Source organism: Luteibacter aegosomaticola, assembly GCF_023078475.1.
GTDB lineage: Bacteria > Pseudomonadota > Gammaproteobacteria > Xanthomonadales > Rhodanobacteraceae > Luteibacter > Luteibacter aegosomaticola.
Map to the genome: position 1 here is coordinate 40,898 of NZ_CP095741.1, position 22,870 is coordinate 63,767.

A 22,870-nucleotide genomic window follows, 5' to 3' on the forward strand; every position below is an offset into this window, starting at 1 on the left:
CATCGACGGTTGCATACCGTGGTGGGCGCCCATAGGTCGAACAGGATGTTCGCTCCCTCATGGCCCTAACCACGGAGATTCACGGCAATGAATGATTCCCAGAAGGTTGCACTTGTCACGGGCGCGACCCGCGGCATCGGCTTCGAAACCGTCAAGCAGATCGCCGAAACCGGCGTGCGTACCCTGCTCGCCGGCCGCGATGAAGCCCGCACGAAGGCCGCCGCCAAGCAGCTCAGCGACGCAGGTCTGCCGGTCGATCCCATCATCCTCGACGTGGCCGACCCTGGCTCGATCGTTGCCGCCGTCAAGCATGTCACCGACAAGTACGGCCGCCTCGATATCCTGGTGAACAACGCCGGCATCCTGCTCGATGCGCTGGACAAGAAGCCGTCGCAGCAGTCGCTGCAGGCCTGGCGCGATACGTTCGACACGAACCTGTTCGCCGTCGTCGAAGTCACCAACGCTTTCCTGCCCCTGATCAAGGCTTCGCCGGCCGGCCGCATCGTCAACGTCTCCAGCCAGCTGGGTTCGTTCGGCATGCACCTCGACCCGTCGTCGCCGATCTATGACTTCAAGATCCCGGCATACAACGTCTCCAAGAGCGCCGTGAACGCGTGGACCATCCACCTCGCGTACGAGCTCAAGGACACCCCGGTGAAGGTCAACGCCATCCACCCGGGCTACGTGAAGACGGAAATGAACGGCGGCCACGGCGAGATCGACGTGCCCACGGGCGCGAAGTCGAGCGTGGAGATGGCATTGCTGGGCGCGGATGGCCCGAGCGGTACGTTTACTTACCTCGGTAAGACCCTGCCCTGGTAACACGTCGGGCGTAAGCTGTATCGTCAAGATGGCCTGTGCGGGAAGGAAGCAACCTCCCGCACAGGCCGAAGCAGCCGTACAAGCTTTGCCAGGGGAGGGCATGTGACCAAGCTATCGAAGACCTTCGTCCGGCGAATGGAATCTCAGCTCCCAGGCTTCACCCGCAGCGGAATGACTTTCCTTCAGCACGACGGCGTGGTGGTGCGGAGCTACCTGATTGACACGACACCGTCGTTCTTTCGCCTATATGAGAACTTGACGTTACTAGCCTACCGGCCGGATCTGTCCATCCTGGCTTGTGCGGATAGGATCGCGGAGGTTGAACGCGACGCGGATCGTGACGACGTCGAACGAATCATCTCGGAAGCGATTAGTTCGCGAGAGGCGGACGTTGCTCGGAAGAATTCCCTTGCAAGGCTGATTCAGCGCCAGGCTTCGCAGTGCGAGACCCTAGATGCCTCAAAGTCGTCTCCAGGTAAGGTCTACGGACAACCACGTACCTACCTTGAATACACCATGGCGCTTCTCCTAAGCGGCGACGCACTCGGGTGTGAACGAGCCATGGTGGAGACGATCGCATTGCTCGCGTTCCACCATGACGGCGTGGATCCGCGGGGATCGGTTCTCGCGGAGAACGGCATTCGATTAGGCACATCGTTGCCGTATCGGGTGGCCTATCCCTTCCGTGATTTCGAACTTCAAGTGATGCAGGATGCGTTGACGTTCTGCATCGAATTCGAACGCGATGCCAATCAAGTGCGTGATGCGCTTCTCGTAGATGCTGACCGGAACGTCGAGCGGCTCCTGGCGAGCGCATAGCGCATCTTGGTCCTGGCCTCATCGTCACATCGGGAGAACATCTTCCGCACATGAAATTGAACCGATGCGCGAAGACGGCAATCACCGCTCGCGCATCGTGTTTCGCGCTTCAACTTCTCTAACATCGAACGGCAGCGCCATCCCCCTCCCCCCAGCGAGGCGCCACGATGAAAGAGGACGACCCCTCACCGCCACGTCGTGATTTCCTGCGACAGAGCCTGGCCGCCCTCGGCGGCATCAGCCTGGCCAGTACCACCGGCCTCTCGTTGTTCCTGAGTGAACCCGTACGTGCCGCTGCGCCACCGCTGCCCAGCGATGTGATCGTGCGTGCCCGCCGTGAACTAATCATGTTCCATGGGCAATCGAATGCCGTTGGCACCGGCGGACGACCCGCGCTGACCCTGCAAGAGATCTATGCGAACGTCACCTTCAACGGCGGCGTGCGACCGGGAGTGAATCCGGCTGCAATGACGAGCTTCGTGCCTTTGGTCGAATACGACGGCGGAAGTGGCACCGGTGGTGAGGTGGGTACCAATGCCTGCGCCGATGGCCTCGTGGAGTACACGCAGGCCCTCACGGGTGTGCCGTTCGTGGCGCAGTTCAGCCAGTACAGCGCGTTCACCAGCGCGGAAGGTGGCCGGCCGATCGGCTACTTCGCCAGCTTCCTTCAGGACACCAACCTCAGCGGTTACCAGGGCTGGAAGAACAGCCAGCTCCGCGTGCAGTCGATGATCGCGTTGATGCGTGCGGAAGCCACGACCACGGCAGGCAATATCGCGTGGCTGGCCACAACGTGGCAGCAAGGCGAGGCGGACTCCACGGGGCTCACGGAAACCCGCAAGACCTACGCCTCGAAGCTCACGGCGCTGGAGCGCTCGCATTGGTTGAAGCTGTGTAACGTTCTGGTGCCCGAACAGGCGTGGCGGCCCTTGTGGCTCGTAGCCCAGGTGTGTAGTCACAACAGCTATGGCGCGACGAACATCGCGTTCTGCAATCCGTTCATCGCGCTGGCGCAACGCGATGCCTGCCTCGCCAGCACGTACATGCGCATCGCCAACCCGCAGTACCTGTTCGACTACTTCGACGAATCCGCGCTGAAGCAACCCATGCTGCACCTTACGAACGAGAGTCACCGCTGGCAGGGACGCTACTTCGCACGTGCGATCTTCCAGTTGATCCAGGACCGTCAGGCTGGCCTGCCCATGCGCAATCCGGCGCTCGATATGCTCTCCGCGACCATCACCGGGCCACGCACGATCTATGTGAGGTTCAACGTGCCGGTGGGCATCGTCACGCTGGATACCTCGTGGGTCGCGGCGACGCGCAACTACGGCTTCGATATTCGCGATGCGAACAACGCGATCGTTCCGGCGAGCCTTACGGACAACAACCTGATCATCGATGTCGCCGTCATCGCAGCGGATACGCTACGGATTACGCTGAAAGCAGGCATCCCGGCGACCGCCACGAAACTAAGCCTCGGCTGGGGTGATCCCGCCGAGCCGGCGTCGATCGCTGGGCGTACCGGTGGCCCGCGAAGCAACGTGCGTGATACCGCAGGCGATATCGATCTGTACACCGCGAGCGATGGCACGCTGCGACCCATGCACAACTATGCGCTGGTGGGCGACGTGCCGCTGATCGCTGGCTAGCTCAACCGGTCCGTTCAAACTCGTCGCAGGCGCGCGCCATGGCGGGCTCGTGCATGCAATCGCGCGGCCTCTCGTGCGGGTGGCCAGGAGGCGACAGGGCGCGCGCGCTCGTAATGTCGGCGCCGGCCATGAGCGATTTGCCAACGGGGCAGCGCTCGGCGATCTCCAGGAGCCGCTCGGCCTGTTCCGTGGTGAAGTCGCCTTCCAGATAGATCTGCCGATGAAACTGGTCCCGGCTCGTCGCCGGGTCGCGGCTGTGTGATACGGCGATCTGCACCTTGGTGAGGGCCAGGGCCTTGCGTCGGGCGTACATCTGGATCGTCATCGCCGTGCACGCGCCGAGCGCGCTGCTCAACAATTCGTAGGGCGTCGGCCCGGTCGCTTCCCCGCCCAGCTCGACGGGTTCATCGGCGAAGAACGTAGGTCCCTGCGCCGAGATGGCGACCTGGTAAGGGCTGGCTCCCGTGGTTTCGATAAGTACCGGCTTGGAATCCGCCATGGCCCACCCTCGGTCGTGCGCTAGCTGCGATCCCGCTAGTGTAGGAATAAAACGCCATGACTTGGAATGCCTTGCCGTGAACCGCCGGTAGGTGCCGGATGGCCCGCGCTGAGTCACGCCTTAGCATCCAAATAGCAGCAGGCCGGTGCTATTCGACGTGGGGCGCCGCCGCCGACACTCGGCGCGAGTCAACCGCTCGCTCGACACCGTTGGGGACACTGCCATGCATGTCGTTCGCCGCCCCTCGTCCGCGGTCGCCGCGGTCATGTTGCCGCTTGCCCTTGCGATCACTGCCTGCGGCAAGCACGGTCAGGATGCCTCTGCCCAACCGGTGGAGGTCGACGTCGCCCAGGTGGTGAACAAGCCGGTCACCGAGTGGCAAACCTACTCAGGGCGCCTGGAGGCGATCGAGCGCGTCGACGTGCGTGCGCAGGTGCCGGGCACCATCGTGAAGGTGTACTTCAGGGACGGACAACAGGTGAAGAAGGGTGATCGCCTCTTTCTGATCGACCCGCGCCCGTACACGGCTGCCGTGGATCGTGCCGTCGCACAGGCAGCGGCAGCCAAAGCGCGCGCGGTCTTCACGACGGCCGATTACGCCCGGGCGCAGAAGCTTCTTGCGGGAAACGCGATATCGAAACGCGACTTCGATGACCGCTTCAATGCATCACTGACCGCGACCGCTGACGTCAAGGCCGCCGAAGCCGCTCTCGAAGAGGCACGGGTCAACCTCGGCTATACCGCGATCAATGCGCCGGTCGATGGCAAGGTCTCGCGCGCCGAGCGCACGCTTGGCAACATCGTGGCCGCGGGCTATAGCTCGCCCTCGCTGACGACACTGGTCTCCATCTCGCCGATCTACGCGGATTTCGATGTCGACGAACAGACCTACCTGCAGTACCTGAGCCAGGCGAGCCAGCGTGAGGTGCCAGTGCATCTCGGGCTGGCCACAGATACCGGCACGCCGCGCGCGGGCAAGGTCGCCTCGGTGGATAACCAGCTCAACAACACCACCGGAACGATTCGCGTCCGGGCTAGCTTCGATAACGCCGACGGGGCGATGGTGCCAGGGCTCTTCGCGCGGGTATCGGTGGGGGCGGGTACGCCGCACCAGGCCATCCTGATCGACGACCGGGCGATCTCCACCGACCAGGCCAAGAAGTTCGTGCTGGTCGTGGATGACAAGAGCGCGGCGCAGTACCGCGCGGTGACCCTGGGCAATCTTGTCGATGGGCTACGCATCGTCGATGCGGGCCTGAAGCCGGGTGAGCGGATCATTGTCAGCGGCTTCCAGCGCGTACACCCCGGCGACACCATCAAGGCGAAGAGCGTGCCCATGGCGGGTGAGAACGACCCGGTGGCAGCGCGCTGACATGAATATCTCCCGCTTCTTCATCGATAGGCCGATTTTCGCCTGGGTGCTCTCCACACTCGTCCTGCTGGCGGGCGTCATCGCTTTGTTTGCCTTGCCGATCTCGGAGTACCCCGAGGTCGTGCCGCCGTCCGTGGTCGTCAACGCCTCCTACCCGGGTGCGAACCCCAAGGTGCTCGCCGATACCGTTGCCGCGCCGCTCGAAGAGCAGATCAACGGCGTGGAAGGCATGCTCTATATGCAGTCGCAGGCAAGCGCCGATGGCAACATGGCGCTTACGGTCACATTCCGCCTTGGCACCGATCCGGACAAGGCCCAGCAGCTGGTGCAGAACCGCGTATCGCAGGCGCTGCCGCGGCTGCCGCCCGATGTGCAGCTGCTGGGTGTCACCACGATCAAGTCGTCGCCGACGCTGACCCTGGTCGTGCACCTCATTTCGCCGGACAACCGGTATGACCAGACCTATCTGCGTAACTACGCGTTGATCAACGTCAAGGAGCGGCTGGAGCGGATCAACGGTATCGGCCAGGTGGTCATCAAGGGCTCCGGCGACTACGCGATGCGTGTCTGGCTCGACCCGCAAAAGCTCGCGGAACGCAATCTCACGGCGGGCGATGTCGTCGCAGCGATCCGGGAACAGAACGTACAGGTCGCGGCGGGCTTGATCGGCGGATCGCCGATGACGACCCAGGTACCCCTGCAGCTGAGCATCAACGCTAAGGGTCGACTGCAGACGGAAGACGAGTTCCGTGACATCGTGCTGAAAGCCGATGGACGAGCCTTGATCCATCTACGCGATGTGGCGCGGGTCGAACTGGGCGCGGCCGAGTTCGGCTCACGGGCATTGCTCGATAACAAGGAAGCGGCCGCGCTGTGGATCTTCCAGCTGCCGGGAGCGAACTCGCTACAGGTCTCGCACGATGTGCGCGAGGCGATGAAAGAGCTGAAGCCGGATATGCCGCCGGGCGTGGAATACAGCATCGTCTACGATCCGACCACCTTCGTGCGCGCGAGCATCGAGGCGGTTATCCACACGTTGATTGAAGCCGTCATCCTCGTGGTCCTTGTCGTCATCCTGTTCCTGCAGACATGGCGCGCCTCCCTGATCCCACTGCTCGCCGTGCCGGTGTCCATCGTCGGCACCTTCTCGCTCCTGCTTATCCTGGGCTACTCGATCAACGTCCTTTCGTTATTCGGCATGGTGCTCGCGATTGGCATCGTGGTTGACGATGCCATCGTGGTCGTCGAGAACGTGGAGCGAAACATCGAATCGGGCCTCTCCGCGCGCGATGCGACCTACCAGGCGATGCAGGAAGTCAGCGGCCCGATCGTCGCCATCGCGCTGACCCTGGTGGCGGTATTTGTCCCGTTGGCCTTCATGTCAGGGCTGACGGGTCAGTTCTACAAACAGTTCGCCATGACGATTGCGATCTCCACGGTGATCTCGGCGTTCAACTCGCTGACCTTCTCACCGGCCATGGCGGCGCTGCTGTTGAAGGGCAGGGATGAACCGAAGGACTGGCTGACGCGCGGCATGGACCGGGTATTGGGTCGCTTCTTCGGCGCGTTCAACCGTGTGTTCCAGCGGGGTTCGGATCACTACGGCCGTGGCGTCGCTGGGGTGATCAACCACAAGGGCATCATGGTCATCGTTTACCTGGTGCTGCTTGTGGGCGCGGTGTACATGGGGCACATCGTGCCAGGTGGCTTCGTGCCAGCGCAGGACAAGGAATACATCATCGCGATCGCGCAGCTGCCTAATGGGGCGTCGCTGGATCGCGCGGATGCGATCACGCGGGAAATGGGTCGCATCGGCCTGGCGCAGCCCGGCGTCGAACATGCCGTGCAACATCCCGGCCTGTCGATCAATGGTTTCGTGAACTCGTCGAGCGCGGCCATCACCTTCCTGAAGCTCACGCCCGCCGCGGACCGGCACGGCGCTGCGGAATCCGCGGGTGCCATCGCCATGGCGCTTAACCAAAAGTACGCCGCGATCAAGGGCGCCTTCATTGCCGTGTTCCCGCCGCCACCCGTGCTTGGCCTCGGTACGCTGGGCGGTTTCAAGTTCCAGATCGAGGACCGCGGCGCCCAGGGCTATACCGCCTTGAATGAGGTCACCAAGGCGTTCCTTGCGAAGGCCGCGAAGACGCCGGAACTCGGCCCTGCCTTCAGTAACTACCAGATCGACGTGCCGCAGCTGAAAGTGGATCTGGACCGCGACAACGCCAAGCAGCTCGGCGTCGCGGTGACCGACGTATTCAACACGATGCAGGTGTTCCTCGGTTCGCAGTACGTCAACGACTTCAACCGCTTTGGCCGCGTGTTCCAGGTTCGCGTGCAGGCCGACGCGCCATTCCGCGCCCATCCTGAGGATATTGGCCAGCTCAAGACGCGCAACGCGGCAGGCGAAATGATTCCGCTGTCGTCGCTCGTGAAAGTATCCACAACCTTTGGCCCGGAATCCGTCGTGCGCTACAACGGGTACCTTGCATCGGACATCAACGGCGGCCCTGCGCCCGGCTATTCCTCGGGCGAAGCGCAGGCCGCCGTGGAGCGTGTCGCGGCGGAAACCCTGCCGCGCGGGTTCAAGCTGGAATGGACCGACCTGACCTACCAGCAGATCATCGCCGGCAACACGGCCGTTATCGTCTTTCCCGTCAGCATCCTGCTGGTGTTCCTCACGCTGGCGGCGTTGTACGAAAGCCTGACCCTGCCGTTGGCGGTCATCCTCATTGTGCCGATGAGCCTGCTCTGTGCGCTGACCGGTGTCTGGCTGGATAACGGCGACAACAACATCTTCACCCAGGTAGGCCTGATGGTGCTGGTGGGCCTGGCGTCGAAGAACGCCATCCTGATCGTCGAGTTCGCGCGCGAGCTGGAGATCCAGGGACGCAACATCGTCGACGCGGCCATCGAAGCCAGCCGCTTGCGTCTGCGTCCGATCCTGATGACCTCGATCGCCTTCATCATGGGCGTGGTGCCACTGGTGCTGTCTCACGGTGCCGGTTCCGAAACGCGGCATGCCATGGGCATCGCGGTGTTCTTCGGCATGCTCGGTGTCACCTTGTTCGGCTTGTTGCTGACACCGGTCTTTTACGTGCTCATGCGCCTGCTTGCCGGTGCCCATCGGCTCGAAGATAAACACGGCCGCAACGGGCGGGTCATCGGTATCGAGGACGCCATACCTGAGAGGGCCGGATGATGCGAAGCACGGCATGGATCCTGACGACGGCCGGGGCCTTCGGGCTCGCGGCCTGCTCCCTCGCACCGAAGTACCAGGTGCCCGATGTGAAGCCGCCACCGTCCTACAAGGAATCCCTTGGGACGGAGGCGCAGGGCACGTGGCAGCCGGCGCTACCCGCCGAAGACGCCGAGCGCGGCGCGTGGTGGAAGGTATTCGGCGAGCCGCAGCTGGATGACCTGGAAGAGCAGGCGATGGCTGCCAATCCCAGCCTGGCGGCGGCTGCGGCCCGTGTGCAGGAAGCGCGGGGTGCGGAACGCGTGACGGGCGCGGCGCGCTTCCCCGACCTCTCCGCCGGTTTCGGACCGACCCGACAGCAGAACGCGCCGCAATCGCTGGGCGTGCCCGACACCGGGGTGCGCCCGGATGCGCAGACCGTCTGGCGGGCGCAGGCGAATATCTCGTATGAGGTCGACCTGTTCGGGCGGGTGGCGTCGAGCGTCGCCGCGGCGCGAGCCGATAGCCAGGAAGCCCAGGCCCTGTTCCGCTCGGTGCAGCTCATGCTCCAGGCCGACGTGGCACAAACCTATTTCCGCCTGCGCGAACTCGATGCGGAACTGGTCGTCTACGACCGGGCGATCGTGTTGCGCCAGGAGACCCTGAACTTCGTGGCGACCCGCTTTGAAGCCGGCGAGGTCACCGATCTCGACAAGGCGCAGGCGGAAGCGGAGCTGGCCAGCGCGCGCTCCGATGCGATGTCTGCACGGCGTTCGCGTGCCGCGACCGAGCACGCGCTTGCCGTGCTGCTTGGAAAGGCACCGGCGGACTTCGCCTTCGCACCGGCGCCGCTGGCCACGGTCCAGCTCAACATTCCGGCGGGCTTGCCTTCCACGCTGCTGGAGCGCCGGCCGGATATCGCGGCCGCCGAACGGGCGATGGCCGCGACCAATGCCCGGGTAGGCGTGGCCAAGGCAGCGTACTTTCCCTCGCTGGTGCTGACCGGCACCGGCGGCTACGAAGCGAAGAGCCTTGGCGATGTCTTCAAGTGGTCCAGCCGCACGTTCCTCCTGGGGCCGCTCGTGGGCACCGTTGCGACGTTGCCGCTGTTCGACGGTGGCATCCGGAAGGGCAATCTTGAACAAGCGCGCGCACGCTACGAAGAGAGCGTGGCGCAATACCGCGGGCAAGTCCTGGTCGGCTTCCGCGAGGTGGAGGACAGCCTTTCCGCCTTGCGCATCTTGCGCGACCAGACGGCCGTGCAAGGCGAGGCGGTCAGTGCGTCGACGCGTGCCTTCGGCCTGTCGAAAGCGCAATATGAGGACGGATCGGTGGCCTACCTGAATATCCTGGATGCGGAGCGCGTGGTGCTGGCGGCCCGTCTCAACGAGGTAAGGCTGCGTGGCGAACAAGCGGGCGCCACGGTGGATCTGATCCGGGCCCTCGGCGGTGGCTGGGCGCATGGCGCCGTGCCGGACACCACGACGCCCCTGGCCATGGATAACGCAAACCTGCCACCACGCTGATCGAGGGCCTGACCATGCCGGCTTCCACATTGGGCGAGATGCTCCGCATCACCGAAAACTGCGCCAAGGCCGATTGCCTGAAGGACCTCGAGCGCAGCGCCAGTAGCAACGGCCCGTGCGGCGAGCGCGATCTCCGCCAGGTGCAGGAGTTCTTCGACACGGCAAAAACCGAGTTCACCAGCCGTATCCTCGCGGGCGCTGAAGTTCGCCCGGTGCAGTTGGGGGCCGGCAAGAACAACACCGTAGCGCTGATCCTGCAGACCTTCCGCTGGACCCCCGACTACGACATCCGCAATCCCACCCACCCGTACAACGCGGCATGGAAAGTGTTCGCCACCTGGTGCGCCGACAACGACCTGGCCCCCGTCCTGCGCAAATACCACGATGCGAAGGGGAAGGAGCACTGGTACGAACTGAGTGTCCGTTCGGCGCCACCGGCCGACGCGAACGCGTGACCGCGACTGTCCGCGCGGTGCTGTCCGCGGACACGTGGGCCGCCTGAGCGCCGTGGCGGAAAGCGTTTCATAAACATAGGGATAGAAGGCAAGGCTACGCGTGGCATGGGAGTTGCTCAACGCCGGGAAGACTCCGCGCGCTCAGGGACACTATCCATGCGTAAGAACACCCTCTCGGCCTGCCTGGCCGGCCTGTTGGCCGCCACCGGTTTCCTGCCCGCCGCGGCAGGCGCCGAAGACCTCATGGATATTTACCGCGAGGCGGTAGCCAATGACCCGGTGCTGGCCAGCGCCGACGCCCGCCGACTCGTTGTCGCCGAGGGCGTGCCCCAGGCGAGGGCCGCGTTGCTGCCGCAGCTCTCTGCTGGCCTCAGCCTGCAGCAGTTCCACCCGGCGTATTCCAACAACACCAATAGCGACGGTACGCCGGTGGATGGCGGCGATGGCCACAGCCGCCAGCGTGACCTCACCTTGAACCTCGACCAGACGGTGGTGGATCTCTCCAAGTTCGCCCGCGAGCGTCAGGCCAAACAGACATCTGAAGCGCAGGAGGCGACGTATCGCGGCGAGTTGCAGGATCTGTATGTCCGCTCCACGCAGGCGTACTTCAACGTCCTGGTCGCGCAGGACCAGGTCGAGATCTTCCAGTCGTTCGAAGACGCCTACCAGCAGCAGTACAACCAGGCGAAGGTGCTCTTCGACAAGGGCCTCGCGCCCGAAGCCGATCTCACTCAGGCGCAGGCGTATTACCTGTACATCAAATCGCAGCGCGTCGATCTTGAGAACTCGTTGAAGGATGCGCGCCGCGCGTTGCAGCAGCTGACGGGCAAGGAGCCTGGAACGCTGAAAACGCTTCGCGACGACCTGCCGATGGATCGGCCCGCACCGGATGACGCGAGCGCCTGGGTCAAGGAAGCCCTGGACCAGAATCCGTCGGTCGTGGCGGGCACGCACCTGGTGAGCGCCGACGAACATTCGATCAACGCAGCGCGTAGCGGGCACTTGCCCACGCTGAACCTGGCGGTCGGGTACGACAAGCTTGGTTCGTGGTCGAACGTGAACCGGGGCGGCGCAAGCTATGGCCCCGGTAGCACCACCATCGGCCTGGTGCTGGCCGTACCGCTGTTCAGTGGCGGCCTCACGCAATCGCAGGTTCGCCAGGCGATCCACCAGCGCGATGAAGACCAGAGTGACCTTGAAAGCTCGCGCCGCCAGGCTGCGCGTGATGCTTACAACTACTACAACCTCGTCATCGCCGGTATTGGTCAGCTGGGCGATGCGCGTGTCGCTGTGGACGCTGCCAAGAAATCGCTGGCGTCGCTGCGCGCGGGCTACGAAATCGGCACCCAGAACCTGACGTCGGTCGTGGTGGCCATCCAGATCCTTGCGAACGTGCGCAGCCAATACACGTCGTTGCGCCATCAGTTCATCGTGAACAAGCTGCTGCTAAAGCGCACCGTCGGCGCCGCGGATCTGAAGGATATGGAAGAGATCAACCGCCTGCTGCAGTAAGGCGATCGTGCGTAGCGCGCGTCAGGCAGCTAGCGCTACCAGCTGCCTGGCCACGTACGCCGCCAGGAAGATCCCCATCACCACCACCAGCCATGACAGCGCACGCTGCGGCCCGGTGCCCGTGTAGCCGTGGCTATCCACATCATCGATCTGCTTGCGGTTGCGGTGGTAGCGCAGCGTGCAGAGCAGCGTGAGCCATGCGCCGAGCAGGATCAGGCCAAGCCCGAGCAGTTCGGTGGCGCGCGTGTTGAGGTGCACGCCGGGGTGGCTGTTTGGCGCGGAGAGCAGGGCGAATGCCAGGAACAGGTTGAAGCGCTCGAGCAGGAAGCCGAACGCCATGATCGCGATGGCGGTGCGCACCCACGCGAGGTAGGTGCGCTCATTGGCGGCGTGGTCGGTGAAGTGCGGAATCACGCGTATCCCCAGCGGTAGCGTTCGAAGGCCTACACCATAAGCGATTGGTGGGCGCCTACGCCTGCCATGGTGCCCGAAGCGATGGCGAGGCTGGCGTTCTGCATAGCTTGCGCGGCGTCACCCGCGGCGTAAACACCGGGCACGCTGGTGGCTTTCCAGTCATCCACTTCAAGATAGGGCCCAAGCGGGCCTTCGGCCACGGCGCAGCCGAGCTGCTCGGCCAGTGGGCTGGCGATGCTGACCCTCGACGCGACGAACAGCGCACCGATCTCCAGGCGGCGGCCATCCGCGAGCAGCACGGCCGTGAGGCCCGGCGCATCCCCATGCAAGCCGACGATCGGCGTGCGCTCGATGCGGACGCCACGGCGTTCCAGCACTTCAAGCTGATCGGGCTCCGGCTCGAACTCGCCCTGGGTGAAGAACGTGGTCGGGCCCCAGTCGGGCAACATCTTCGCCTGGTGCCAGGAGTGCGGTGAACTCGCCAGCGAACCGAGCTGGCGATCGCGCACTTCGTAGCCGTGGCAGTACGGGCAATGGATCACGCTGGTGCCCCACCGATCCCAGAGGCCCTCGAGCGGCGGCAAGTGGTCCTTCACGCCCGTGGCCAGTACGAGGCGCTTCGCGGTTTCGCGGCTGCCATCGGCAAGGGTGATCTGGAAACCTTCATCGAGACGCTCGGCCTTCACCGCTTCCGCGTCCATGAAGGACGCCGTGGGGTAGGACAGCAGCTGGCGCGTCGCCTCCTGCACGATGGCCCGCGGCGGCTTCCCGTCGTGGCCGACGATACCCTGCGCATGCTTGGCGAAGCGGTTGCGCGGCGCGGCCGCATCGATCACCAGCACCCGGCGGCGGGCACGGGCAAGCTGGATGGCTGCGGCCTGGCCGGCAAAGCTGCCGCCCACCACGATCACGTCGAAGGCCATATCAGGCTCCCTTGAGTTTGTGGCCTGTGATGGCCGAAATGTGCTGCACGCGCTGCGCAAGATCGGCCAGCGTGAGGCTGGCGAGGCGGGCTTCCACCACGCGCTCGGCCTCGGCCAGGGCATCGTCGACGGCTTCGATCACCGCGCGTTCCACCAGGCAGCCCGGCGATTCCTCGCGTACGGCCAGCGGCAGGATCCGCTCGCCCAGGGCGCGCTGGACGTCGACGAGGGCGATCTCCGCCGCGGGCTTCGCCAACCGCCAGCCGCCTCCGTGCCCCTTGTCGGAGCTGACGATGCCGGCCTCGCGCAGGCCCGCGAAGGTGCGCCGGATCACGACGGCGTTGGTTTCGACACAGGCGGCCATCTCGGCCGAGGTCATGGGCTTGTCGCCTCGCTCGGCCATGTGGAGCAGCACGTGCAGGGCGACGGAGAGGCGGTCGTTGCGTTTCATGTAACTTACGTTATTACATGAAATGGGCCCGGCGCAAGCAAGGCGGGCAAATGGCCGCACCGGGCGAGCATTCCGCAAATCCCGCGGGGCACAGGCCTAGCCTTTGCGCCCATGACTGCTCAAACGTTCACCACAAAATGGGCAAAACGGCTTGCTGCGGCCGCCGTTCCCCTCTTCCTCAGCGGCTGCGACATGGTGGTGATGAACCCGACCGGGGACATCGCTCGCCAGCAGCGTGATCTCATCCTCGTCGCCACCGGGCTGATGCTGCTTGTCATAGTGCCGGTGCTGACCCTGATCGTGGTGTTCGCCCTGCGCTACCGAAAGGGAAAGAATCCACAGGCCTACGACCCCGGCTTCACGCACTCCACCCGCATCGAACTCGTGGTGTGGAGCATCCCCCTCATCATCATCGGCATCCTCGGTGCCATCACCTGGGTAACCACCCACAAGCTGGACCCGTTCCGCCCGCTCGACCGCATCTCTTATGGACGTCCCATCCCCGCCGGCACGAAGCCGCTGGAAATCGATGTGGTGGCCATGGACTGGAAGTGGCTCTTCATCTACCCCGAGCAGGGCATCGCCTCGGTGAATGAGCTGGCGCTCCCGATCGACGTCCCGGTGACCTTCAAGATCACCTCGACCAGCCAGATGAACACGTTCTACGCGCCGACGCTGGCCGGCATGGTCTACGCGATGCCAGGCATGCAATCGATGCTGCACGCCGTGTTGAACGAGCCGGGCGATACCTGGGGCTACTCGGGTAACTACACCGGTGCGGGTTACACGGATATGCGCTTCCAGCTGCATGGCGTGGACCAGGCAGGCTTCGATAGCTGGGTGGCAAAGGTGAAGAGCTCGCCGGACACGCTGAACACCGAACGCTATGTCGCATTGGATGTACCGAGCGAGAAGGTACCGGTGATGCACTTCGGCAACGTACCGCCCGACATCTTCCTGCGCGCCGTGAACCAGTGCGTCGCCCCCGGCGCGCCCTGCAAGAACGACGTCATGCGCATCGACGCCACGAAGGACGGCGCGACCCACGGGGACATGACCATGGCAGGCGATATGGCGAACGACGCCCACCCGATGGACGCCGGCCACTAATTCCATGTTTCGCAACTTTCCTTACTGCCCTGGGACGCCTCGTGCGTCCCTTGGGCCTGACCACGGATAGACCATGCTAGACGCAAGCTCTCCCAACGGGCTGCTCGGGCGACTGTCGCTCGACGCCCTTCCGCTCCACGAGCCGATCCTGGTCGGAACCTTCCTCGTGGTCGCCGTCCTTGGCCTTGCCGCCGTGGGCGCCCTCACCTACTTCAAGCGCTGGGGCTGGTTGTGGCGCGAGTGGCTCACCAGCGTGGACCACAAGAAGATCGGCATCATGTACATCGTGCTCGGCATCATCATGCTGCTGCGCGGTTTCTCCGATGCACTGATGATGCGCGCCCAACAGGCCATGGCGTTCGGCGCCAACCAGGGCTACCTGGCCGCGCACCATTACGATCAGATCTTCACCGCGCACGGCACGATCATGATCTTCTTCGTGGCGATCCCGCTGGTGGTGGGCATCGTCAACTTCGTGATGCCGTTGCAGATCGGCGCGCGCGACGTCGCCTTCCCGTATCTCAACAACCTCAGCTTCTGGCTGACGGTGGCGGGAGCGGTGCTGGTGATGATCTCGCTGTTCGTCGGTGAGTTCGCGCGTACCGGCTGGCTCTCGTACGCGCCGCTGGCGGAACTGCAGTACAGCCCCGACTCCGGCGTGGACTACTACCTGTGGTCGCTGGAGATAGCGGGTGTCGGCACCACGCTGTCGGCGATCAACATGGTCGCCACCATCATCAAGATGCGTGCGCCCGGCATGACGATGATGAAGATGCCGGTGTTCACCTGGACGGCGCTGTGCAGCAACATCCTGGCCATCGCGATCTTCCCGGCGCTGACCGCCGCGTTCTTCCTGCTGATCCTCGACCGCTACGCCGGCACGAACTTCTTCACCAACGACCTGGGCGGCAGCCCGATGATGTACTGGAACATGGTGTGGATCTGGGGCCATCCCGAGGTCTACGTCCTGGTCCTGCCTGCGTTCGGTATCTACTCGGAAATCACCTCCACCTTCACCGGCAAGCGTCTGTTCGGCTACAGCTCGATGGTGTACGCCACGGTGGTGATTACGCTGCTTTCGTATCTCGTGTGGCTGCATCACTTCTTCACCATGGGCTCGGGTGCCTCGGTGAACTCGTTCTTCGGCATCGCCACCATGATCATCGCGATCCCGACGGGCGCGAAGGTGTTCAACTGGCTGTTCACGATGTTCCGCGGCGAAATCCGCTTCGAACTGCCGATGATGTGGGTCGTGGCGTTCATGCTCACCTTCGTGGTGGGTGGCATGACCGGCGTGCTGCTGGCGGTGCCCGCCGCTGACTTCGTGCTACACAACTCCCTGTTCCTTGTGGCGCACTTCCACAACACCATCATCGGTGGCGTCGTGTTCGGCCTGTTCGCCGGCATGGTGTACTGGTTCCCGAAGGCCTTCGGCTTCAAGCTCGACGAGTTCTGGGGCAAGGTCGCCTTCTGGGGTTGGGTCGTCGGTTACTGGGTGGCCTGGACGCCGATCTACATCGTGGGCCTGATGGGCGTGCCCCGCCGCATCAACCACCTCGACGATGTGTCGCTGCGCCCGTACTTCGTGGTGGCGGCCATCGGCGCCGTGATCATCCTCATCGGCATCCTCGGCTTCGTGATGAGCATCGTGATGGGTATCGTGAAGCGCAAGGCGCTGCGCGATGTCACCGGCGATCCGTGGAACGGCCGTACGCTGGAGTGGAGCACCTCGTCGCCGCCGCCCGCCTACAACTACGCGCTCACGCCGGTGGTGTACGACCTCGACGCCTGGCAGGACATGAAGGACCACGGATATACCCGCCCGACGGAAGGCTTCAAGCCGGTGCACATGCCGCGCAACACGGGTATCGGCGTGATCATCGCAGGGCTTTGCACGGTGCTTGGCTTCGCCATGGTCTGGTACATCTGGTGGCTGGCTGCGCTCAGCTTCGTCGGCATCATCGCCGTCTCGATCGTCCACACCTTCAACTACAACCGCGATTACGTGATTCCCGCCTCCGAGGTCGATGCGACCGAGGGTGAACGGACGCGTGCGCTGGCAGGGGTCTGATATGAGCACCACGGTTACGACTCAAGCCGGGCCACGCCTGTGGCACGCGAAGGAAGAGCACGATCACAGTGGCGGTGCCACCATGATCGGCTTCTGGATCTACCTGATGAGCGATGCGCTCATCTTCGCCTCGCTGTTCGCAGTGTATGGCGTGCTTAGCCGGAACTATGCCGGCGGCCCGGGCCCGAAGCAGTTGTTCGATCTGTCGCTGGTGGCGGTGAATACATCGCTGCTGCTGGCGTCGTCGATCACCTTTGGTGTCTCGATGCTGGCGATGGCTGCGGGCCGCACCGGACGCACCATGTTCTGGCTGGCGATCACGGGCCTTCTGGGTGCCGCCTTCCTCGGCGTGGAGCTGCATGAGTTCGCCAGCCTGGTCGCCGAAGGTGCGGGTCCGCATCGCAGCGCGTTCCTGTCGAGCTTCTTTACGCTCGTCGGCACGCACGGTACGCACGTCGCGTTTGGCCTCGTCTGGCTGGTCGTGCTGCTGATGCAGATCGGCAAGCGTGGCCTCACCGACGATAACCGCCGCCGTGTCATGTGCCTCTCGATGTTCTGGCACTTCCTCGACATCGTGTGGATCGGCGTCTTTACGTTCGTTTACCTGCTGGGAGTTATCCGGTGACCGCTCACGTCGTCGCATCGCACGCATCCCACGGCCACGGCAGCAAGCGCAGCCTGGTCATCGGCTCCGCACTTTCCATCCTGCTGACGGCTATCCCGTTCTGGCTGGTGATGACCGGGGCGCTTTCGAGCCCCGGCGCGACCATCACCGCGATCTTCATCTCGGCGATGGTGCAGATCGTCGTCCACGTGGCATGTTTCCTCCACGTGGATGCGAAGAGTGAAGGGGGCTGGACCCTGCTGTCGTTCCTGTTCACCGCGATCATCGTGGTGATCACGATCATCGGTTCGGTGTGGGTCATGTATCACATGGATGCGAACATGATGCCTCGTTAGCCGTCGATGAGGCCGGCGCCGATGGCGTCCTATTCGGCTGGCAGCTTGGCTACCACCTTGATCTCGAACTGGAAGCCCGAGAGCCAGGTGACACCGACAGCGGTGGCCGTGGGGTAGGGCGCGCCACCCCAGTGCTCCGCCGCAATCGACCACATCCGCTCGAAGTGCTGTTCCGGGTCGACGATGAAGACGATGACGTCGACCACGTCGTCGAACGTGCAGCCTGCGGCGCCGAGGACGCTGTTGAGGTTCTGAAAGGCAAGGCGCACCTGGGCATCCAGGTCGGGCTCGGGCGAACCGTCCTCACGGGCACCGACCTGGCCTGAGACGAACAGGAAGCCGTCGGACTTCACGGCTGGGGAATAGTGGTGGCTGTCATAAAGGGCGTGGCGGCCCGGGGGGAAAACAACGTCGCGCTTGGCCATGGGGAGGTCTCCGGTAGGGTTTCCACCAATCTAGGTACCCCGCCGGCCTTGATAAACGGGCAGTTCTACCCATCACTGTTTGGACAAGCCAAATAATGGTCGGGGTGAGGCATGGACCGGTTCGACGCGATGCAGGCCTTCGTCCGCGTGGTGGAAACGCGAAGCTTCACCCGTGCCGCCGACACGCTGCACATGAGCAAGACCACCGTGACCCAGCTGGTGCAGCAGCTTGAGGCGCGGCTACGCGTGAAGCTGCTGAACCGCACCACGCGAAAGGTGAATGTCACGGCGGATGGCCTGGCTTATTACGAGCGCGCGGTGCGTCTGCTGGCGGAACTGGACGATGCAGAGACCAGCCTCTCCGACGCGAGCACCGTGCCGAGGGGGCGGTTACGTGTCGATATGCCCGCGCCCTTTGCACGCCTCGTGGTCGTCCCCGCGCTACCCGAGTTCCATGCCCGTTATCCCGATATCCAGATCGACTTCGGCGTCAGCGACCGTATGGTCGACATCATTGGCGAGAACGTCGATTGCGTGGTGCGGGGTGGAACCATCCTCGACCAGTCACTGATCGCGCGGCGCATCGGTGATTTGAAGCTCGGTGCGTTTGCGGCACCGGCTTATATCGCGCGACGCGGAAAGCCTGCGGATCCGCGTGACCTCGACACGGGCGACCACGATGTCGTCGGCTTCCTGTGGGCGCGCACACGGAGGACTTACCCGTATGTCATGCATCGCGGCACCGAGCGGCTCGAATGGCAGGGCCATCACGCGTTCACCTTCGACGACGGCAACGCGTTCCAGGCCGCGATCCTCGCAGGCCTTGGCGTGGCATGGCTACCCGAGTACATGGCAAAGGCGCACGTCGCCCGCGGCGAACTGACACCGTTATTCGAGGACTGGCGATTCGACACCATGCCGATGTCCGTGGCCTACCCACCCAACCGCCATGTCAGCGCGAAGCTGCGCGTGTTCATCGAATGGGTGGCCAGCCTCATGGAGCCGGGAGCCAGCCCTGAGGAGGCGACGCCGCGTTAGCCGTCGATGAGGCCGGCGCCGATGGCGTCGGCCACGTCTTCAGGGGTATCCAGGTCGCGAGCCAGGGCATCGCGACGGACCGCGGCGGGATGGCCGCCGGTCCAAAGACGGCGGAAGCCGGCATCGCCCTGGAGGTTATTGGCCTGGGCCAGCGTCTGCGGGCGGAGCAATGCCGGCGGGCCCAGGGCGTCTTCATAGGCGGAGACGACATCGCAGCTACCGTCGTACGCGACGAAGAGCTTGTCGAGGTGGTCCTGGGTGAGGCACGGCTGGTCGACCAGCGTCACCAGCACCGGATAGTTCCGCCCGGCCAGCGCCGCCGCGGCCCGTCGCAACGACGAGGCCATGCCTTCTTCCCACGTGGGGTTGAAGAGGATCGCGGTGCCGGTGACCAGGGGAGCCAGCTGCTCGGCATGGGCGCCCAGAACCACGAGAAGGCGGGTGGGGCAGGTGGCCTTGGCCAGGCGTACCGCGCGCTGGAGCAGGGTTTCCCCGTTGATGGTGAGCAGCTGCTTTGGCTTGCCCAGCCGGGTGCTGCCCCCCGCGGCGAGCACCACCGCGTCATGTTCCCCACGTCCCCGCATGTCGATCCTGGTAAAGCGCCGTTCGAGGCGCCCACGCTAGCATGCGCCCGTGACGAACGTAGCCAATCCGCGACGTGGGTTTCACATGGCCCGGTGATCATGGCTTAGCCTGACCCCGGACCTACGGAAGCCTGGCATGCCGCAAAGCGAGGTAGAGCGCCTCGAGCGCCTGCACAACCTGGCCGTTCTGGATACCGGCGCCGAAGATTTCTTCGATGCTTTGGTGCACGCCGCTGCCGAAGTCACCGGCATGCCGATTTCGCTTATCAGTCTGATCGACCGGGACCGGCAGTGGTTCAAGGCCAATTTCGGCCTGACCGGGGTCACCCAGACGCCCCGTGAGCTGGCCTTCTGCGACCACGTGGTGCGAGGCGGGGCCACGGTGGAAGTCCCGGATGCCCAGCTGGACCCCCGTTTTGCGGAAAACCCCCTGGTACTGGGCGATCCCAATATCCGGGCTTACACCGGCGTGCCGCTTACCCTGACGGATGGGACGCATCTCGGATCGCTGTGTGTCATCGACCGCGAACCTCGTGCTTTGCGCCCGGATCAGCTCCGTGTCCTTGGACACCTGGCCGCGGCCGCTTCCATGGCGCTCGAGCAGCGCGGCGATCTGATCCACCAGCGCGAGGTGGCGCGTGCCGAGGCCAAACGGGCACGCCGGCTGGAGCGCGAACTCGACGAGAAACAGCAATTCCTGCAGCGCACGGGCCGGGTGGCGGGCGTGGGCGGCTGGGAATTCGACCTCAAGACGCGGAATCTGCGCTGGTCGGACTACACCTGCCATATCCACGATCTTCCGGCGGGATTCGAGCCGACCCTTGATGAAGCCCTCTCCTTCTTCGCGCCTGATGTGCAGGCCCAACTCGGCGAAGCGATGGACCGCGCCCAGCGCATGGATATTCCGTGGGACATGACGATCCCCATGGTGACGGCGACTGGTCGGCACGTGTGGGTCCGTGCGGTCGGCGGCGTCGAGCGCGAGCAGGGCGAAGCGGTACGCCTGGCGGGTGCCGTGCAGGATGTGACCGAACGGAAGATGGCGACGGCGGCGGTGGAGGCAAGCGAGCGGCGCTATCGCAAGCTGTTCCAGTATTCGCTGGGCCTCATCTGCACGCACGATTTGCAAGGCGAGGTGCTGTCCGTGAACCCGGCCGCCGCCGCGTCACTCGGCTATGACATGGGCGACATGCTCGGTGTGAACCTGAGAGAGTTCATGTTGCCTGAGCGGCGCTCCCAGCTTGAACGTTATCTGCACCGGATCCAGGCCGAGCGGATCGCCATGGGTGTCATGGAACTCGTGGCCTCCGATGGGAGCCTGCGTTACTGGCGTTATCAGAACGTGCTCGATGAAGACGCCGACGAACCTTACATCCTGGGCCACGCGCAGGATGTCACCGAACAGCGGCGGTATGAGAACACGCTTGTCGAATGGTCGACGCGCGATCCGCTTACGCATGCGATGAACCGGCGTTACCTCGCGCAGCTTGAGGCACGTTCGGAACACGACGGACCGTGGGGATGCATCGTGGTGGATCTCGATCACTTCAAGACGATCAACGATACGTATGGTCACGCGCGTGGCGACGAAATACTCGTCGGTGTCGCACAGCAGCTACGTGACGCCAGCGGACCTGACGACGTCGTGGTCCGCATGGGTGGTGACGAGTTCCTGGTGGTGGTGAACAAGGCCGGTGATGTGTCGCGTGTGCTGGATACCTTGCAGCACGCGTTGCGCACCAGTGCCTGGTCGCTCAGCCTGGGCGCGGCGGTCTACGCACCGGGCGAAACGGTGGATCAGGTTATCGCGCGGGCGGACGACCAGCTTTACGCGCACCGCGCGGTGGCAAGGCACGCGGCGCGGTAGCAGGGAAGGCCACTTCGCGCAGCGCTGTATATGCGGTCACCAACGCGTCCATGGAGAAGGCGAGATTCCGGCCACTCGGATTGGGTAGTACCCACGGAGTGCAACCGTGCATGTCGTCGGGCTGGCGCCCCCAGGCCACGTGACGTTGCCCGGTGAGCGCAGCGTAGGCCGGCTTGCCGAGGAACGCGATGTAGCGTGGCCGGTAGGCATCGAGCATCGCACCAAACGGCTCCGCCGCTGCTGCGAAATCCTCAGCGGTAAGGCCGTCTGCGCCTGCCGTCGGGCGCCGCACAACCGCCGTGATGCCACAAGCCACGTCGAGCAGTTGCCGACCTTCGTCTGCCGTGAAAAGCGTGGGCGTGAAGCCTGCACGGTGTAGTACGGGCCAGAAGCGGTTCGAGTGCCCGACGAAGTGGTGGCCGGTCGCTGCGGCCTGCAGGCCGGGATTGATCCCGCAGAAGAGCACGGTGAGCCCCGGCGCGATGATGTCGGAGAGATCCGCATTCATCGGCTGATGGCGTTCACGGCCTTGCGCGCCAATGCGTGCAGCTCCTCGCGTGGCCGCCCGGCGCGTGCGCGGATGGCGATCGTGTGCATGGTGGCCGACGCCAGCAAAGCGAGGGTTTCAGGATCAGCGTCTGCGGCCAGTTCGCCGGCGGTCTGCGCCTGCTCAAGACGCGTGCGAAAGCGCGAATCGAGACCAAGGAAGCCTTCGCTCACGATCTCGCGCACGACCGGATCCTCCAGGGCCTCGGTGACGGCGGTACCCACGACAAAGCAGCCGCGCGGCTGGCCTTCGCCGGAGAAATAGATGTCCAGCGCCGCGTCGTACGCCTGCAGCAATGTTTCGGCGAGCGGGCGGCCCGGTGCGAGCGCCTCGCCGATCAGGGCGAACTTGCGCTCCCAGTAGTCGACCAGCGCCTTGACGTAGATCGCGTGCTTGTCGCCGAACGCGGCTTTGAGGCTCGGCCGGTTCATGCCCGTGGCGGCGGAAAGGTCGTCGAGCGAGGTGCCCGCGTAGCCCGCGCGCCAGAAGGCGTCGGCGGCCTGGCGCAGGGCGGCCTCTGGCTCGTAGGCGCGTGGCCTGCCGCGGGGGCGCTTTTCCTGTTCGTCTATTTTTATTCGATCTTGCATAAAAACCCTTGAAGACGGTTCCACGGGTACATATTATGCGGGTCAGTACAAAATTCAA

Annotated in this window: 22 protein-coding genes; 14 read left to right on the forward strand and 8 right to left on the reverse strand. The window is 64.3% G+C overall.

The features are described from left to right. Positions 1-87: 87 nt before the first annotated feature. From L2Y96_RS00200 to L2Y96_RS00210, 3 genes are all read left to right on the forward strand, one after another. Positions 88-822, forward strand: a complete 735-nt coding sequence (locus L2Y96_RS00200) for an SDR family oxidoreductase (protein WP_247330922.1) — start codon at positions 88-90, stop codon at positions 820-822. Between the two features lie 102 nt (positions 823-924). Next, complete coding sequence (locus L2Y96_RS00205) at positions 925-1,641, forward strand: hypothetical protein (RefSeq protein WP_247330924.1); 717 nt, start codon at positions 925-927, stop codon at positions 1,639-1,641. Between the two features lie 167 nt (positions 1,642-1,808). Next, complete coding sequence (locus tag L2Y96_RS00210; protein ID WP_247330926.1) at positions 1,809-3,293, forward strand: hypothetical protein; 1,485 nt, start codon at positions 1,809-1,811, stop codon at positions 3,291-3,293. A gap of 1 nt (position 3,294) precedes the next feature. Here L2Y96_RS00210 and L2Y96_RS00215 read toward each other — a convergent pair whose 3' ends face one another. Then, the gene (locus tag L2Y96_RS00215; RefSeq protein WP_247330928.1) at positions 3,295-3,792 is read right to left on the reverse strand and encodes an OsmC family protein; all 498 of its coding nucleotides are present in this window, start codon (positions 3,790-3,792) and stop codon (positions 3,295-3,297) included. A gap of 223 nt (positions 3,793-4,015) precedes the next feature. Here L2Y96_RS00215 and L2Y96_RS00220 point away from each other — a divergent pair, with 223 nt between their 5' ends. The 5 genes from L2Y96_RS00220 to L2Y96_RS00240 all read left to right on the forward strand — a co-directional run bounded on the left by L2Y96_RS00220 (position 4,016) and on the right by L2Y96_RS00240 (position 11,835). Continuing rightward, complete coding sequence (locus L2Y96_RS00220) at positions 4,016-5,164, forward strand: efflux RND transporter periplasmic adaptor subunit (protein WP_283248857.1); 1,149 nt, start codon at positions 4,016-4,018, stop codon at positions 5,162-5,164. A gap of 1 nt (position 5,165) precedes the next feature. Further along, positions 5,166-8,366 carry an efflux RND transporter permease subunit gene (locus L2Y96_RS00225; protein ID WP_247330929.1) on the forward strand — a complete coding sequence of 1,067 codons (3,201 nt, stop codon included), beginning with the start codon at positions 5,166-5,168 and terminating at the stop codon, positions 8,364-8,366. Continuing rightward, positions 8,363-9,868, forward strand: coding sequence for an efflux transporter outer membrane subunit (locus L2Y96_RS00230; protein WP_247330931.1), 1,506 nt, complete (start codon positions 8,363-8,365; stop codon positions 9,866-9,868). Before L2Y96_RS00225 ends, L2Y96_RS00230 begins: the two co-directional genes overlap by 4 nt. Positions 9,869-9,882: 14 nt before the next feature. Further along, complete coding sequence (locus tag L2Y96_RS00235; RefSeq protein ID WP_247330933.1) at positions 9,883-10,323, forward strand: hypothetical protein; 441 nt, start codon at positions 9,883-9,885, stop codon at positions 10,321-10,323. Between the two features lie 156 nt (positions 10,324-10,479). Beyond that, positions 10,480-11,835: a TolC family outer membrane protein gene (locus tag L2Y96_RS00240; protein ID WP_247330935.1), complete on the forward strand. Its 1,356-nt coding sequence runs from the start codon at positions 10,480-10,482 to the stop codon at positions 11,833-11,835. A 21-nt stretch (positions 11,836-11,856) separates the two neighbouring features. On the opposite strand, the gene L2Y96_RS00245 is transcribed toward L2Y96_RS00240, so the two are convergent. Genes L2Y96_RS00245 through L2Y96_RS00255 form a run of 3 tightly spaced genes read right to left on the reverse strand, consistent with a single transcriptional unit; the run spans position 11,857 to position 13,623 of the window. Beyond that, positions 11,857-12,249, reverse strand: coding sequence for a YidH family protein (locus L2Y96_RS00245; protein ID WP_247330937.1), 393 nt, complete (start codon positions 12,247-12,249; stop codon positions 11,857-11,859). Between the two features lie 29 nt (positions 12,250-12,278). Further along, positions 12,279-13,172, reverse strand: a complete 894-nt coding sequence (locus tag L2Y96_RS00250) for an NAD(P)/FAD-dependent oxidoreductase (protein ID WP_247330939.1) — start codon at positions 13,170-13,172, stop codon at positions 12,279-12,281. A gap of 1 nt (position 13,173) precedes the next feature. Further along, positions 13,174-13,623, reverse strand: coding sequence for an RrF2 family transcriptional regulator (locus L2Y96_RS00255; protein WP_247330941.1), 450 nt, complete (start codon positions 13,621-13,623; stop codon positions 13,174-13,176). A gap of 111 nt (positions 13,624-13,734) precedes the next feature. Between L2Y96_RS00255 and cyoA the strand changes: the two genes are divergently transcribed. The 4 genes from cyoA (at position 13,735) to cyoD (ending at position 17,764) form a co-directional block, all read left to right on the forward strand. Continuing rightward, entirely contained in the window at positions 13,735-14,733 is a 999-nt protein-coding gene (gene cyoA, locus L2Y96_RS00260) for a ubiquinol oxidase subunit II (RefSeq protein WP_247330943.1), read from the forward strand. Between the two features lie 100 nt (positions 14,734-14,833). Next, on the forward strand, positions 14,834-16,804 hold the full coding sequence (gene cyoB, locus L2Y96_RS00265; protein ID WP_425492637.1) for a cytochrome o ubiquinol oxidase subunit I: 1,971 nt from the start codon (positions 14,834-14,836) through the stop codon (positions 16,802-16,804). A 1-nt stretch (position 16,805) separates the two neighbouring features. Then, a complete protein-coding gene (gene cyoC / locus L2Y96_RS00270) occupies positions 16,806-17,429 on the forward strand; it encodes a cytochrome o ubiquinol oxidase subunit III (RefSeq protein WP_247330946.1) in 624 nt (207 codons plus the stop codon). Further along, positions 17,426-17,764, forward strand: a complete 339-nt coding sequence (gene cyoD / locus L2Y96_RS00275; RefSeq protein WP_247330948.1) for a cytochrome o ubiquinol oxidase subunit IV — start codon at positions 17,426-17,428, stop codon at positions 17,762-17,764. The genes cyoC and cyoD overlap by 4 nt, the downstream gene beginning before the upstream one ends. Positions 17,765-17,793: 29 nt before the next feature. Here cyoD and L2Y96_RS00280 read toward each other — a convergent pair whose 3' ends face one another. Next, a complete protein-coding gene (locus L2Y96_RS00280; RefSeq protein WP_247330950.1) occupies positions 17,794-18,189 on the reverse strand; it encodes a Rid family hydrolase in 396 nt (131 codons plus the stop codon). 111 nt (positions 18,190-18,300) lie between these two features. Here L2Y96_RS00280 and L2Y96_RS00285 point away from each other — a divergent pair, with 111 nt between their 5' ends. Continuing rightward, positions 18,301-19,227: a LysR family transcriptional regulator gene (locus L2Y96_RS00285; RefSeq protein ID WP_247330951.1), complete on the forward strand. Its 927-nt coding sequence runs from the start codon at positions 18,301-18,303 to the stop codon at positions 19,225-19,227. Here the strand turns inward: L2Y96_RS00285 and L2Y96_RS00290 are convergent. After that, the gene (locus tag L2Y96_RS00290; RefSeq protein WP_247330953.1) at positions 19,224-19,811 is read right to left on the reverse strand and encodes a nucleotidyltransferase family protein; all 588 of its coding nucleotides are present in this window, start codon (positions 19,809-19,811) and stop codon (positions 19,224-19,226) included. The two genes, L2Y96_RS00285 and L2Y96_RS00290, sit on opposite strands and share 4 nt — an antisense overlap. Positions 19,812-19,947: 136 nt before the next feature. Here L2Y96_RS00290 and L2Y96_RS00295 point away from each other — a divergent pair, with 136 nt between their 5' ends. Next, positions 19,948-21,678, forward strand: coding sequence for a sensor domain-containing diguanylate cyclase (locus tag L2Y96_RS00295; protein WP_247330955.1), 1,731 nt, complete (start codon positions 19,948-19,950; stop codon positions 21,676-21,678). On the opposite strand, the gene mug is transcribed toward L2Y96_RS00295, so the two are convergent. Next, a complete protein-coding gene (gene mug, locus L2Y96_RS00300; RefSeq protein WP_247330957.1) occupies positions 21,614-22,186 on the reverse strand; it encodes a G/U mismatch-specific DNA glycosylase in 573 nt (190 codons plus the stop codon). The genes L2Y96_RS00295 and mug overlap by 65 nt on opposite strands. After that, positions 22,183-22,812, reverse strand: a complete 630-nt coding sequence (locus tag L2Y96_RS00305) for a TetR/AcrR family transcriptional regulator (protein WP_247330958.1) — start codon at positions 22,810-22,812, stop codon at positions 22,183-22,185. The genes mug and L2Y96_RS00305 overlap by 4 nt, the downstream gene beginning before the upstream one ends. Positions 22,813-22,870 lie beyond the last annotated feature (58 nt).